At 53.3% G+C, this 13,074-nt stretch carries 12 protein-coding genes and 2 tRNA genes; 12 read left to right on the top strand and 2 right to left on the bottom strand.

What is annotated here, in order from left to right; genetic code table 11:
• Positions 1-159: 159 nt before the first annotated feature.
• The 6 genes from BS640_RS09965 to yjfF all read left to right on the top strand — a co-directional run bounded on the left by BS640_RS09965 (position 160) and on the right by yjfF (position 5,358).
• Positions 160-236, top strand: a tRNA-Asp gene (locus BS640_RS09965).
• 53 nt (positions 237-289) lie between these two features.
• Positions 290-365, top strand: a tRNA-Trp gene (locus BS640_RS09970).
• A 415-nt stretch (positions 366-780) separates the two neighbouring features.
• Positions 781-1,737: a galactofuranose ABC transporter, galactofuranose-binding protein YtfQ gene (ytfQ, locus tag BS640_RS09975; protein WP_017494217.1), complete on the top strand. Its 957-nt coding sequence runs from the start codon at positions 781-783 to the stop codon at positions 1,735-1,737.
• A 99-nt stretch (positions 1,738-1,836) separates the two neighbouring features.
• On the top strand, positions 1,837-3,342 hold the full coding sequence (ytfR, locus tag BS640_RS09980; protein WP_017494218.1) for a galactofuranose ABC transporter, ATP-binding protein YtfR: 1,506 nt from the start codon (positions 1,837-1,839) through the stop codon (positions 3,340-3,342).
• 10 nt (positions 3,343-3,352) lie between these two features.
• The gene (gene ytfT, locus BS640_RS09985; RefSeq protein ID WP_139802806.1) at positions 3,353-4,372 is read left to right on the top strand and encodes a galactofuranose ABC transporter, ATP-binding protein YtfT; all 1,020 of its coding nucleotides are present in this window, start codon (positions 3,353-3,355) and stop codon (positions 4,370-4,372) included.
• Positions 4,372-5,358, top strand: a complete 987-nt coding sequence (gene yjfF, locus BS640_RS09990; protein WP_017494220.1) for a galactofuranose ABC transporter, permease protein YjfF — start codon at positions 4,372-4,374, stop codon at positions 5,356-5,358. The genes ytfT and yjfF overlap by 1 nt, the downstream gene beginning before the upstream one ends.
• Positions 5,359-5,375: 17 nt before the next feature.
• Here the strand turns inward: yjfF and hdfR are convergent, their stop codons facing one another.
• Positions 5,376-6,203 carry an HTH-type transcriptional regulator HdfR gene (gene hdfR, locus BS640_RS09995; RefSeq protein WP_017494221.1) on the bottom strand — a complete coding sequence of 276 codons (828 nt, stop codon included), beginning with the start codon at positions 6,201-6,203 and terminating at the stop codon, positions 5,376-5,378.
• A 118-nt stretch (positions 6,204-6,321) separates the two neighbouring features.
• On the opposite strand from hdfR, the gene BS640_RS10000 reads away from it, so the two are divergent.
• Positions 6,322-6,660 carry a MaoP family protein gene (locus BS640_RS10000; protein WP_017494222.1) on the top strand — a complete coding sequence of 113 codons (339 nt, stop codon included), beginning with the start codon at positions 6,322-6,324 and terminating at the stop codon, positions 6,658-6,660.
• Between the two features lie 25 nt (positions 6,661-6,685).
• On the opposite strand, the gene BS640_RS10005 is transcribed toward BS640_RS10000, so the two are convergent.
• Complete coding sequence (locus BS640_RS10005; protein WP_084912499.1) at positions 6,686-8,251, bottom strand: YifB family Mg chelatase-like AAA ATPase; 1,566 nt, start codon at positions 8,249-8,251, stop codon at positions 6,686-6,688.
• A 318-nt stretch (positions 8,252-8,569) separates the two neighbouring features.
• Here BS640_RS10005 and BS640_RS10010 point away from each other — a divergent pair, with 318 nt between their 5' ends.
• From BS640_RS10010 to BS640_RS10030, 5 genes are all read left to right on the top strand, one after another.
• Positions 8,570-9,808, top strand: coding sequence for an MFS transporter (locus BS640_RS10010; RefSeq protein ID WP_017492496.1), 1,239 nt, complete (start codon positions 8,570-8,572; stop codon positions 9,806-9,808).
• Positions 9,809-9,940: 132 nt separating this feature from the next.
• A complete protein-coding gene (ilvL, locus tag BS640_RS10015) occupies positions 9,941-10,042 on the top strand; it encodes an ilv operon leader peptide (RefSeq protein WP_081601417.1) in 102 nt (33 codons plus the stop codon).
• Positions 10,043-10,188: 146 nt separating this feature from the next.
• Entirely contained in the window at positions 10,189-11,835 is a 1,647-nt protein-coding gene (gene ilvG, locus BS640_RS10020) for an acetolactate synthase 2 catalytic subunit (RefSeq protein ID WP_026110614.1), read from the top strand.
• Positions 11,832-12,107 (top strand): acetolactate synthase 2 small subunit, encoded by a 276-nt coding sequence (gene ilvM, locus BS640_RS10025; protein WP_017492498.1) that lies wholly within the window; start codon positions 11,832-11,834, stop codon positions 12,105-12,107. Before ilvG ends, ilvM begins: the two co-directional genes overlap by 4 nt.
• A gap of 15 nt (positions 12,108-12,122) precedes the next feature.
• Positions 12,123-13,055 (top strand): branched-chain amino acid transaminase, encoded by a 933-nt coding sequence (locus BS640_RS10030; protein ID WP_017492499.1) that lies wholly within the window; start codon positions 12,123-12,125, stop codon positions 13,053-13,055.
• Positions 13,056-13,074 lie beyond the last annotated feature (19 nt).

The following is a 13,074-nucleotide window of genomic DNA, read 5'->3' on the forward strand; positions in this document are numbered from 1 at the left end:
GAAGTGAAACGCCGTAGCGCCGATGGTAGTGTGGGGTCTCCCCATGCGAGAGTAGGGAACTGCCAGGCATCAAATTCGTTCCTTTTTCCCCTGACAAGGAAAAATACAAGGAACAAACTGATAACAGACCGATTGTCTGTTGTGAGTGAAAGAACCGGTGGAGCGGTAGTTCAGTTGGTTAGAATACCTGCCTGTCACGCAGGGGGTCGCGGGTTCGAGCCCCGTCCGTTCCGCCACTAATTTAAATTATGCCTGCTAAAATTTAGCAGGCATAATAGTAAGCAGATTTAGGGGCGTAGCTCAGTTGGTAGAGCACCGGTCTCCAAAACCGGGTGTCGCGAGTTCGAGTCTCTCCGCCCCTGCCATATAAGAACCCTTCGCGAAAGCGAGGGGTTTTTTTCGTTTTGAACCCTCTAAACACAGCTCGAAAACCTATAAAAAGTCCTCTTTCTGCTCAAATACCTCTCGTTTATTGCCTAAAAAATTCCCTGATTTTTCTTTATTTTCCATATAACGCTCACTCTGGCCTCATATTTCCCCGCCATTTCTCCTTTTTTACTCCCCAATTGTTGTGATCTTTTAGCTGAATACATGCACGAATTGATTGTTAATCATCTATGTGACCGCGCTCAACCCCCCATTCCTGCAATGGTCTAAAACTAAGTGTCATCGGGTAGAGCTCTGCTCACCGATAAAACTCGGTTTTGGCGTATCTCTATCTATGCTGCACCCTACAAGACGCAACAAAAAGTAGCTCAGACTACACGCGAGGAAATAACAATGTATAAACGTTTATTGCTGGCAGCCGCGGTCGCAACGGCATTCTGTGGAGCCGTTCAGGCGGCACCTTTGGTCGTGGGTTTTTCTCAGATAGGCTCTGAATCGGGCTGGCGTTCTGCGGAAACAAAAGTCTCTAAACTCGAAGCGCAAAAACGCGGGATCACTCTGAAAATTGCGGATGCCCAACAGAAACAAGAGAACCAAATCAAGGCGATACGTTCGTTTATCGCGCAGGGTGTTGACGCCATCTTTATCGCCCCCGTGGTCGCTACCGGCTGGACGCCAGTGCTGACAGAGGCAAAAGAGGCGAAGATCCCGGTGTTCCTGCTTGACCGCACTATCGAGGTAAGCGATCCCTCTCTCTACACCGCAGCGGTAGCCTCTGACAGCGTTCACGAGGGCAAAGTCGCGGGAGATTGGCTGGTTAAGGAGGTTGCTGGCAAACCGTGTAATGTCGTTGAGCTACAGGGCACGGTGGGGGCCAGCGTGGCGCTCAATCGTAAAAAAGGTTTTGCCGATGCCATAGCGTCAGCGCCAAATGTGAAAATTATCCGCTCGCAGTCCGGAGACTTTACGCGTAGTCAGGGTAAGCAGGTGATGGAGAGTTTTATCAAGGCTGAGCAAAACGGCAAAAACATCTGCGCCGTGTATGCACATAACGATGACATGGCAATTGGAGCCATCCAGGCAATCAAAGAGGCTGGCCTGAAGCCGGGATCGCAGATCAAGGTCGTCTCAATCGACGGCGTACCGGATATCTATAAGGCCATGCTTAACGGGGAATCTAACGCTTCGGTCGAACTGACGCCAAACATGGCAGGCCCGGCGTTCGATGCGCTGATTAAGATGAAAAAAGACGGTACTCAGCCTCCGAAGTTTATTCAGACCCAGTCCACGCTCGTGCTGCCAGACATGGCCCAGAAAGAGTATGACATGAAAAAAGACATGGGCTACTAAGCCTGTGTACCGGCTCTGACTTAGCACGGAGCCGGTTTTATCATCCCATTTTGCCCATCCAGCCGTTATCGTGCGCATGCAGTCGGGGTAGAGAGTCTCATGGATAATCTTCAGTCAACAACCTTACTCGACGTTCGCGGTTTATCCGTTGAGTTCCCCGGCGTGAAGGCGCTGGAAAAAGTCGATTTCACGCTCAATCGCGGCGAAATTGTTGCATTATTAGGAGAAAACGGCGCAGGAAAATCAACGCTTATCAAGGCGTTGACCGGTGTTTATAAACGCTCAGCGGGTACCGTGCTGCTAAACGGTGAGCCGATTGAAGCCACCAATACCGCGCATGCTCAAGCGCTGGGCATTGGCACCGTCTATCAGGAAGTGAACCTGCTGCCGAATATCTCGGTGGCCGCCAATCTGTTCATTGGCCGAGAACCTACCCGTTTTGGGCTGGTAAATCAGCGCCAGATGGATAAACAGGCCCAGGTACTGCTTACCGGCTATGGCCTTAATCTCGACGTTAGCCAGCCACTTGCAAACTATTCCATTGCCATTCAGCAGATTGTCGCCATTGCACGGGCGGTCGATCTTTCTGCCCAGGTCCTAATCCTTGATGAGCCCACCGCCAGCCTTGATGCCAAAGAGGTCAACATGCTGCTCGATATTCTGATGCAGCTGCGCGACAAAGGTATGGGTATGGTGTTTGTCACTCACTTCCTCGACCAGGTTTATCGCATCAGCGATCGCATTACCGTATTACGTAACGGCAAGCTGGTTGGAACCTCGGAAACGCGTAATCTGCCGCGCATCGAGCTGGTGCCCATGATGCTGGGGCACAGCTTTGACGAAGCGCTGCTCAAGCGCGGCGAACATCGTGCCGTGACCGGCGATCCTCTGGTTGATTTTAAAAATTATGGCCGACGTGGATTGGTCGAGAATTTTGACCTCAACGTCAAACGCGGTGAGATAGTCGGTCTTGCCGGGCTTCTGGGTTCAGGGCGTACCGAGACGGCGCAGCTTATCTTCGGCATCAAGAGTCACGACACCGGCACTGCGACGGTGAGCGGAAAGCCCGTGACGATTCGTACTCCGCGCAAGGCGGCGAAACTGGGATTTGGCTATTGCCCTGAAGATCGCAAAACGGACGGCATTATCGGCGCGGCCACGGTACGCGAAAATATCATTCTGGCTTTGCAGGCACAGCGCGGCTGGCTTCGTCCGTTGTCAATGAAGGAACAGAACCAGATTGCCGAGAAGTTTATCAAGCTGCTGGGCATCCGTACGCCGAGCGCCGAACAGGAAATCCAATACCTGTCCGGTGGAAATCAGCAAAAGGTCCTGCTTTCACGCTGGTTAGCGACGCAGCCGCGTTTCCTGATCCTGGATGAGCCGACACGCGGTATTGATGTCGGTGCACACGCCGAAATTATTCGTCTGATTGAGCAGCTGTGTGACGAAGGGCTGGCGCTGCTGGTCATCTCTTCGGAACTTGAAGAGCTGGCGGGTTATGCCGACAGGATAGTGGTGCTGCGTGACAGACGCCATATTACGCAAATCGAGCAGGATCAGATTTCGGTTCCAGCCATTATGACCGCGATCGCGGTCCAATAAGGGGATTTCCATGACGAACAGGAGTCTGCCGATGACGGGAAGGCCGCGCAAGGTCCGCTGGGTATTTCCCAAGGGGTCAATACAGGTCGGGGCATTTCTGGCTATCCTGGTGATTGATAGCCTCGTCGCACCCGGTTTTTTCAACATTCACCTACAGGATGGTCGACTGTTTGGCAGCCTGGTCGATATTTTTAACCGTGGCGCACCGGTCGCCATTTTTGCACTCGGTATGACGCTGGTCATCGCGACCGGTGGCATTGACCTGTCTGTTGGGGCGGTGATGGCGATTGCCGGGGCGACGGCCGCTACCATGACGGTACAAGGATATCCGTTGCTGGTTGTTTTGCTGGCTGCCGTCGCGGTGGGCGCCGCCTGTGGACTGTGGAACGGCTTCCTGGTGGCGGTTTTACAGATACAGCCGATCGTGGCAACGCTAATGCTTATGGTTGCCGGTCGCGGAATTGCCCAGCTTATCACTGAGGGGCAGATAGTCACCTTTGAGAATAACGGCCTGTCGCAGTTCGGGAGTGGATCGCTGTTTACGCTGCCAATGCCGGTGATCATTGCTGCTGTGATGTTGATTTTGCTGTGGTTATTAACGCGTAAAACCGCACTCGGGCTGTTTATCGAGTCGGTGGGTATCAACCTCCGCTCTTCTTATAATGCGGGCGTCAATGCGCGTCTGGTGCTGATTGCGGTCTATGTCATTTGTGGGATATGCGCTGCGGTCGCGGGAGTGATTGTGACGGCAGATATTCGCGGGGCCGATGCTAATAACGCTGGCCTGTGGCTGGAGCTGGACGCCATTCTGGCCGTGGTTATCGGTGGCGGTTCGCTGCTCGGCGGGCGTTTTAATCTGCTGCTCTCTCTGGTTGGCGCGCTGATCATTCAGGGAATGAATACTGGCATCCTCCTCTCCGGGTTTAAACCTGAGTTCAATCTGGTACTTAAGGCGATCGTGGTGTTAGCCGTGCTGGTCGTGCAGTCCCCTCGCGTATCTCTCAGCAGTGTGTTTAGGAGGAAGGAATAATGCTCAAGCGTAATCTCCCGCTGTTGATAACCGTTCTGGTTTTTATTGCAGGGTACGCATACTGTTTTACCCAGTTCCCCGGCTTCGCGTCTACCCGCGTGATTTGCGATCTGCTGACGGATAATGCGTTTCTCGGTATTGTTGCGGTGGGTATGACCTTCGTGATTCTGTCCGGCGGTATCGATCTCTCGGTAGGCTCAGTTATCGCCTTTACCGGCGTCGCGCTGGCAAAGCTGATTGGTGACTACGGGGTGCCGCCTTATCTGGCCTTTGCTATCGTGTTGGTCATGGGGGCGTTCTTTGGTGCACTGATGGGCTGGATAATCGACACCCTAAAACTCCCGGCGTTTATTATTACGCTGGCGGGCATGTTCTTCGTACGCGGTATGAGCTTTATCCTGTCAGAGGAGTCGTTGCCGATTAATCACCCGCTTTACGCCACCCTTGCTAACTATGCCTGGAAAGTCCCAGGAGGCGGGCGGTTTACCCTGCTGGCACTGGTGATGCTCTGCGTGGTGGCCGTCGGGATTATCCTCGCGCACAGAACACGCTTTGGTAATAACGTCTATGCGATAGGCGGCAACATCCACTCGGCCGGCCTGATGGGCGTCCCTGTCAGAAAGACCATCATTGCTATCTACACGCTCTCGAGCACGCTGGCCGTCCTGTCGGGGATTATTTTCTCGCTCTATACCTCGGCGGGCTATGCGCTGGCCGCGAGCGGCGTGGAACTGGACGCCATTGCCGCCGTGGTGATTGGCGGAACGCTTTTGAGTGGGGGCGTAGGCACCGTGCTGGGTAGCCTGTTCGGGGTGATGATTCAGGGTCTGATTCAGACCTATATCACCTTCGACGGGACGCTAAGCTCGTGGTGGACCAAAATCGTTATGGGGATTTTGCTGTTTATCTTCATCGCGCTGCAAAAAGGAATGGGCTCTTATTGGACCACACGGCGAGCCCGCCATCCGCAGCTTAAAACGACGTGATCGTCGCCGAAAATGCCTTAATATTGAGTATCCATCGGTATTTTAAGCAGTTGTCTGATGAGCACCTGCTGGTCGCTGTTTTGCAGCCATACGGCATACAGCGGCCTTATTACCGGCGGTACGTCGGGATAAACCGTCAACTGTGGATAGTCTTTCTCCCAGTGGCCTGGGAGGAAGGCGCATCCGCCGGTGGTCTCCAGCAGCTGACGCGTTAGATGCGCCGAGGTGGTCGTTAACACCGGTTCCTGCTCGTTTGCCTGCATTCTGCTTTCTTGCTGTGGAAAGTCTGCGCCCCATTCCAGCCTGATGTACGCCCCCTGCGCAGTTTTATCGTGTTTATTGGCGCAAAAAAGACGTAACGAAAAATTACCCAGCAGCTGGCTAGACAGTTCGTCCATCTTTGGGGGTTCGGTGGTAATGAGTAAATCGAGCTGTCTTTCATGCAGCTGTTTTACCAGCGACTGGCGCAGTGCGACCCTTGCCTCGAGGCGCAATGATTCACGCTGCTGATATAACGCCTGCAGCCACGGTGTTAAATAGGACTCCCAAAGTGACGCTGTCGCCCCAATTGACAGTTCAGTGTGCTGTAAAGAGCGCACAACCTCTTTTTTTGCCAATTGCCACGTCGACATCAGGTTTTCTGCGTAGGGCAGCAGACGCTCTCCTGCGGGCGTTAAACGTATGTTGTTTCTGTGGCGAGTGAATAAATTTGCCCCGAGCTGAGTCTCTAACTGGCGTATGCGAAAGCTCACCGCCGACTGGGTCAAATACAGAGATTCAGCCGCCCGACCAAAGTGACGAGTTCTACTGACCTCCAAAAAGGTTTTCAGTAATTCCGTGTCCACTACCATCTCCAAAATTTTTTGTCGTTAAGATTTAAATGTTTTGTTTTACAGATTGTCAAGCCTATCTAATACTCCGCGCCATAACAGCACGACCATGAATGAATTAGGAGCGTGTCAGATGGCGGAAAGCTTCACCACGACAAATCGTTTTTTTGACAATAAACATTACCCTCGCGGGTTCTCCCGGCATGGCGATTTCACCATTAAAGAAGCGCAATTGCTAGAACGTTACGGCTATGCTTTCAACGAGCTGGACCTGGGAAAACGCGAACCGGTAACCGAAGAAGAAAAGCTGTTTCTGGATGTTTGCCGCGGTACCCGCGAGCCAGCAACTGACGCTGAGAAAGTGTGGAATAAATATATTATTCGCACCCGTCGCCCGAAGAAATTCCATACGTTGTCAGGCGGAAAACCGCAGGCTGACGCGGTGGAAGATTACACCGACAGCGACGATTAACAAAACGGGGCTTGTCCCCGTTTTTTTATGCCAGATTTTTATGCAATGTTAACAATAGTCGATCCATACAACGATAGCTTAATGCTTCAGAAATATGTGCTTTTTCGATAGTCGACTGGTGATTAAGATCTGCCAGAGTCCTTGCCACTTTCAGAATGCGATGCCACGCCCTGACCGACAGTCCCAGCTTTTGTAACACACTTTCCAAAAACTCCGCATCTTCACGGCTCAATTTACAAAATTGCTGAACTTCACGGCTGCTTAAGTGGGCATTGAGTTTGCCTGCTCGACTTAACTGAATTTCACGCGCGGCAATCACTCTCCCTCTGACCTGTTCGCTGCTCTCCTCTGCGATGTGCGTTACCTGTTGATGCTGGCGACTCAGCAGCCCGGGTGGCAGCATTGGCACCTCCAGCGAGAGATCGAAACGGTCAAGAAAGGGGCCGGATAACCGACTGAGATAACGCAATATCTGCTGCGGCGGTGTGCGATTATGCTGACCCTGATAGTGTCCCGTCGGGCTAGGATTCATCGCGGCGATAAGCTGCATCCTCGCCGGAAAGTCGACCTTGGCCCGAGTGCGGGAAATGGTGATTTCTCCCGACTCCATCGGCTGTCGCAGGGCATCAAGCACCTTGCGCTCGAATTCCGGCAGTTCGTCAAGAAATAGCACGCCGTTGTGCGCCAGCGAGATCTCCCCCGGTCGCGGAATAGAGCCGCCGCCGACCAGCGCATTGAGCGAAATGCTGTGGTGCGGTGCGCGAAAAGGGCGCTGTCGCAGATAGGCCAACTGTGGCCCCGGTTGCCCCTCGTTTTGTTTGTCGGGCGAATAGACCAGACTGGCTATTGCCGCAGTTTCAAGCGCCTCTTGCTGAGTCAGCGGCGGCAGAATACCCGGCAGACGGCTCGCCAACATGGTTTTGCCGGTACCGGGTGGCCCGAGCAGCAGCAGGTTGTGCCCGCCTGCGGCGGCAATTTCCAGGGCGCGTTTTGACTGCTCCTGACCGATGATATCGCTCAAGTCACCGCTTGGAGGTTCTGGCAGCAGCTCCGCGGCTCTTTCGACCTCCTGAAGCTCCCCTTCGCCCTGTAGAAAGGCACAAACCTGCAGTAGGTGGTCGGCGACCCACACGGTATTTTGCGCCAGCAGCGTCATCTCACGTTGGTTATCCACGGGTAAAATCAGCCGTCTTCCCTCACGTTGGGCCGCGATAGCCGACGGAATAGCGCCATTAACGCCACGTAACGCACCAGAAAGCCCTAACTCGCCAATAAACTCATATTCTCCCAGCCTGTCGGTAGTGAGTTGCTCAGAGGCCGCGAGAATCGCTAATGCGATAGGAAGGTCATAGCGGCCGCCCTCTTTGGGTAAATCTGCCGGTGCAAGATTCACCGTGATACGTTTGGGCGGAAAGGTAAACCCGCAGTTGATGAGCGCACTGCGCACCCGATCTCGGGCCTCTTTGACCGTGGTTTCGGGCAGTCCGACCAGCGTTAGCGCGGGCAATCCGTTGCTAATATGAACCTCGATCGAGACGCGAGGGGCAACCACGCCCAGCGAGGCGCGAGTATTGACTACCGAGAGCGACATGCGGCCTCCCTGTGAACTTCAAAAAGCCATTATCGTAAGCCTGATGTTTTATGGTATCGGCAACCCCTTGTTTACTATCATCTGCCGCAATCTTTTTCTGCAACCAACGTCACACGACATCTTGCCTGGGAAGCGTCTCCAAACGTGTAGAAACACTCATTAACACTCGGTCTTTTTTGGATACACATTAGCTGGCTAATGATCTTGCTGGTAATTTGGCCGCCGTGTATTAATTAAACATGTGTATTTAACAATAAATAAACAAATACATCTTCTCTGTAGCAGCTTCCCCCTACCTATTCGAATAAGGTAAATCACATGTTTGGTTGGACTTCCCGACAACGCAATGTCGCCATCGCCAGCTTTCTTAGCTGGACACTCGACGCCTTTGACTTCTTCCTACTGGTCTTCTTATTAAGCGATATCGCAACCTCATATCACGTTGATATAAAAGACGTTACTTTAGCTATTTTGTTAACGCTGGCGGTGAGGCCGATCGGCGCATTGCTGTTTGGTCGCGCAGCGGAGAAGTTTGGCCGCAAACCGGTCCTGATGGTTAACATCCTGTTTTTCTCATTCTTCGAGCTGTGCACTGCGGCGGCCCCTTCACTGACCGTTTTCCTGATCCTCAGGGTGATTTACGGCGTGGCGATGGGCGGAGTCTGGGGTGTTGCATCGTCACTGGCGATGGAAACCATTCCTGACCGTTCGCGCGGTCTAATGTCAGGTATTTTTCAGGCCGGTTATCCGTTCGGTTACCTGCTGGCAGGCGTGGTCTATGGCTTGCTTTACAGCGTAGTCGGCTGGCGCGGTATGTTCGTCATCGGCGCGGTGCCGGTGCTGCTGCTGCCGTTTATTTACTTCAAAGTTCAGGAGTCGCCGGTCTGGTTGGCGGCGCGCGAGCGTCATGAAAGCACGGCGTTATTGCCGGTGTTAAAGTCCCACTGGAAACTCTGCGTTTACCTGGTGGTGCTGATGGCGGCGTTTAACTTCTTCAGCCACGGCACTCAGGATCTCTATCCGACCTTCCTCAAGGTCCAGCATGGCTTTGATGCGCACACGGTGAGTATTATTGCTATCTGCTACAACATCGCGTCGATTATCGGTGGGGTGACTTTCGGTACGCTGTCCGAGCGTATTGGCCGTAAAAAAGCCATTATCATCGCGGCGCTGCTGTCGCTTCCGGTGTTGCCGCTGTGGGCCTTCGCGGGCGGCTCCTGGACTCTGGGCATCGGCGCATTCCTGATGCAGTTTATGGTGCAGGGTGCCTGGGGCGTTATCCCGACCTACTTGACCGAGCTGGTGCCGGCCAATACGCGCGCCGTGCTGCCAGGTTTTGTTTACCAATTGGGTAATCTGATTGCCTCGGTCAACGCTACGCTTCAGGCTTACATCGCAGAAAGTCATGGTCACAATTACGGATTAGCGATGGCGATGGTCGCCGGAACCGTGGCAATAGTTATTTCGGTACTAGTGTTCTTCGGGCGCGATACTCAGGGCAAGGTTATAAATGCAGCATCAAATGCTAAAGCCTCAGATGTCGGCTCCAGAGCCTGATAACCCTGAGTTTTTTGTGATTTTTTGTACAGAAACCTGAGATGGTAACGAAAGAAAAGTGTTGTCATTGAACTTATAACTGTGATAACTCTGTAGGCAATCGTTCGTAAGAAGAATTTAAGAACCCAAAAAATGAAAGCTCTCGTCCTCGTGCTAAGCCTAGTCGTAATTCGTGTGGTGGTGATTATTATCCCACCGTGCGGGGCTGCACTTGGACGAAGAAAGGCTTACTAAACAAGCCTGAAGCTGAAAAGAACCCCCGCACCGAAAGGTCCGGGGGTTTTTTTTTAGCCAGGTAAAAATGTAGCGGAATGAGGCGGGAGAAAATATGAACAACAGCATAATATTCTGCGCTAATGACAAAAAGGCAGGGGAATAAGATGAATGGAGCACAGTGGGTAGTACAAGCGTTGCGTTCGCAAGGGGTGGATATGGTCTTTGGCTATCCTGGCGGAGCAATTATGCCAGTATACGATGCACTCTACGATGGCGGCGTGGAACACCTACTGTGTCGTCATGAGCAAGGCGCGGCAATGGCCGCTATCGGGTATGCCCGTTCTACCGGCAAGGTTGGCGTATGTATTGCCACCTCCGGTCCGGGTGCAACTAACCTGATAACCGGCCTGGCCGACGCGCTCATGGACTCTGTTCCTGTTGTCGCCATCACCGGTCAGGTAGGCTCTGCGATGATAGGTACCGATGCATTCCAGGAAATCGACGTATTGGGCCTGTCTCTGGCCTGCACCAAGCACAGCTTTCTGGTTGAATCCCTCGAGGCGCTGCCGGAAATCATGGCCGAAGCCTTCGCTATCGCCAACAGCGGTCGTCCGGGCCCGGTTCTGATCGACATCCCGAAAGACATTCAGCTCGCGGTCGGTGATTTGCCCCCCCACCTGATGCCCGTCGAGCAAGAGATGCCGCATCCAACCACCGAACTGCAGCAGGCTTACGACATGATTGCCAAGGCGCAGAAACCGATGCTTTACGTCGGCGGTGGTGTAGGGATGGCCGGCGCGGTTACTGCTCTGCGCTCATTTATTCGTGCCACGGGAATTCCGTGTGTTGCTACACTTAAGGGATTGGGCGCACCTGATGCCAACGACCCGTGTTATCTGGGTATGTTGGGCATGCATGGCACCAAAGCTGCCAATATGGCGGTTCAGTCCTGCGACCTGCTGATCGCCGTCGGTGCACGTTTCGACGACCGCGTGACCGGCAAGCTGAACACCTTCGCGCCAAACGCCAGCGTTATCCACATGGATATCGACCCGGCCGAATTAAACAAACTGCGCCAGGCGCACGTTGCACTACAGGGTTCCCTGCAGACCCTGCTGCCTGCGCTGGAACAGCCATTATCAATCAACGCATGGCGTGATGAAGTCATGACGTCGAAAGCGGCCGGCGAGTGGCGTTATGACCATCCGGGTGAAGCCATTTATGCCCCGCTGTTACTCAAACAAATTTCCGATCGCATGGATGCCAATACCGTGGTGACGACTGACGTGGGCCAGCATCAAATGTGGACCGCGCAGCATATGACCTTCTCACGTCCCGAGAACTTCATCACCTCGAGCGGTCTTGGAACAATGGGCTTCGGCGTTCCTGCCGCAGTCGGTGCACAGGTGGCTCGCCCCGACGATATGGTTATCTGCGTTTCTGGTGACGGTTCCTTCATGATGAACGTACAGGAGCTGGGTACCATCAAGCGAAAACAGTTGCCGCTGAAAATCCTGCTGCTGGATAACCAGCGATTAGGGATGGTTCGACAGTGGCAGGAACTGTTTTTTGATGGACGCTTCAGTGAAACCAACCTCTCAGATAACCCCGATTTTATTACGCTGGCCAGCGCATTCGATATCCCGGGCCAACGTATCAGCCGTAAAGACCAAGTCGACGCAGCCTTGGACGCTTTCTTTAATAGCAAAGGCCCGTACCTGCTTCAGGTATCCATCGACGAAAATCAGAATGTCTGGCCACTGGTACCGCCGGGTGCAGGCAACGAAACCATGTTGGAGAAAATGTCATGATGCAGCACAACGTCTCGATTCAGGCTCGTTTCCGTCCAGAAGTCCTGGAGCGCGTACTGCGCGTCGTTCGTCACCGTGGATTCCAGGTCTGCGCCATGAACATGAGCACGATGGTCAACGAAGAGAATATTAATATCGAATTGACCGTTGCCAGCCTGCGGTCCGTAGATTTACTGTCAGTACAGTTAAGCAAGCTTATGGACGTCGCCAGCGTCGAAGTCCAACAACACACATCACAACAAACTAACCAACAAATGCGCGCCAACGCGTAAGTAAGGAATTGAGAAATGTCTACGAAGAAAGCTGATTTTATTTGGTTCAATGGCGAGATGGTTCCATGGGAAGACGCCAAGGTTAGCGTCATGTCCCACGCACTGCACTACGGCACCTCCGTATTTGAAGGCGTCCGTTGCTACGACTCGCACAAAGGACCAGTGGTTTTCCGTCATCGTGAACATATGCAACGTCTGCACGACTCTGCAAAAATCTATCGTTTCCCGGTAAAACAGTCCGTTGAAGAACTGATGGAAGCCTGTCGCGCGGTACTGCGTAAAAACAACCTGAAAAGCGCCTACATCCGTCCTCTGGTCTTCGTCGGTGACGTGGGTCTGGGCGTTAACCCGCCGGACGGTTATGAAACTGACGTTATCATTGCGGCGTTCCCATGGGGCGCGTACCTCGGTGCAGAAGCGCTTGAAAACGGTATCGATGCAATGGTTTCTTCATGGAACCGCGTAGCGGCCAACACCATTCCAACCGCAGCAAAAGCGGGCGGTAACTACCTGTCCTCCCTGCTGGTGGGCAGCGAAGCGCGCCGCCACGGTTATCAGGAAGGTATCGCACTGGACGTGAACGGCTACGTTTCTGAAGGCGCGGGCGAGAACCTGTTCGAAGTGAAAGACGGTATTCTTTTCACTCCGCCATTCACCTCGTCTGCACTGCCGGGCATCACCCGTGACGCTATCATCAAGCTGGCGAAGGATCTGGGCATCGAAGTGCGCGAGCAGGTTCTGTCTCGTGAATCTCTGTACCTGGCCGACGAAGTGTTCATGTCTGGCACCGCGGCTGAAATCACCCCGGTTCGCAGCGTAGACGGCATCCAGGTGGGTGCGGGCAAACGTGGTCCGATTACCGAGAAAATCCAGAGCGCGTTCTTTGGTCTGTTCACCGGTGAAACCGAAGACAAATACGGTTGGTTGGATCCAGTAAACCCTGCATAAGACTAAAAATATATTCCGT

The sequence above is a fragment of the Rouxiella badensis genome (assembly GCF_002093665.1).
In the GTDB taxonomy this organism is placed as follows: domain Bacteria; phylum Pseudomonadota; class Gammaproteobacteria; order Enterobacterales; family Enterobacteriaceae; genus Rouxiella; species Rouxiella badensis.

What these genes read in the sequence shown, in the direction of transcription:
- ytfQ (WP_017494217.1), top strand. Translation starts at nt 781, where the DNA reads ATGTATAAACGTTTATTGCTGGCAGCCGCGGTCGCAACGGCATTCTGT.
- ytfR (WP_017494218.1), top strand. Translation starts at nt 1,837, where the DNA reads ATGGATAATCTTCAGTCAACAACCTTACTCGACGTTCGCGGTTTATCC.
- ytfT (WP_139802806.1), top strand. Translation starts at nt 3,353, where the DNA reads ATGACGAACAGGAGTCTGCCGATGACGGGAAGGCCGCGCAAGGTCCGC.
- yjfF (WP_017494220.1), top strand. Translation starts at nt 4,372, where the DNA reads ATGCTCAAGCGTAATCTCCCGCTGTTGATAACCGTTCTGGTTTTTATT.
- BS640_RS10000 (WP_017494222.1), top strand. Translation starts at nt 6,322, where the DNA reads ATGGCGGAAAGCTTCACCACGACAAATCGTTTTTTTGACAATAAACAT.
- BS640_RS10005 (WP_084912499.1), bottom strand. Translation starts at nt 8,251, where the DNA reads ATGTCGCTCTCGGTAGTCAATACTCGCGCCTCGCTGGGCGTGGTTGCC.
- BS640_RS10010 (WP_017492496.1), top strand. Translation starts at nt 8,570, where the DNA reads ATGTTTGGTTGGACTTCCCGACAACGCAATGTCGCCATCGCCAGCTTT.
- ilvL (WP_081601417.1), top strand. Translation starts at nt 9,941, where the DNA reads ATGAAAGCTCTCGTCCTCGTGCTAAGCCTAGTCGTAATTCGTGTGGTG.
- ilvG (WP_026110614.1), top strand. Translation starts at nt 10,189, where the DNA reads ATGAATGGAGCACAGTGGGTAGTACAAGCGTTGCGTTCGCAAGGGGTG.
- ilvM (WP_017492498.1), top strand. Translation starts at nt 11,832, where the DNA reads ATGATGCAGCACAACGTCTCGATTCAGGCTCGTTTCCGTCCAGAAGTC.
- BS640_RS10030 (WP_017492499.1), top strand. Translation starts at nt 12,123, where the DNA reads ATGTCTACGAAGAAAGCTGATTTTATTTGGTTCAATGGCGAGATGGTT.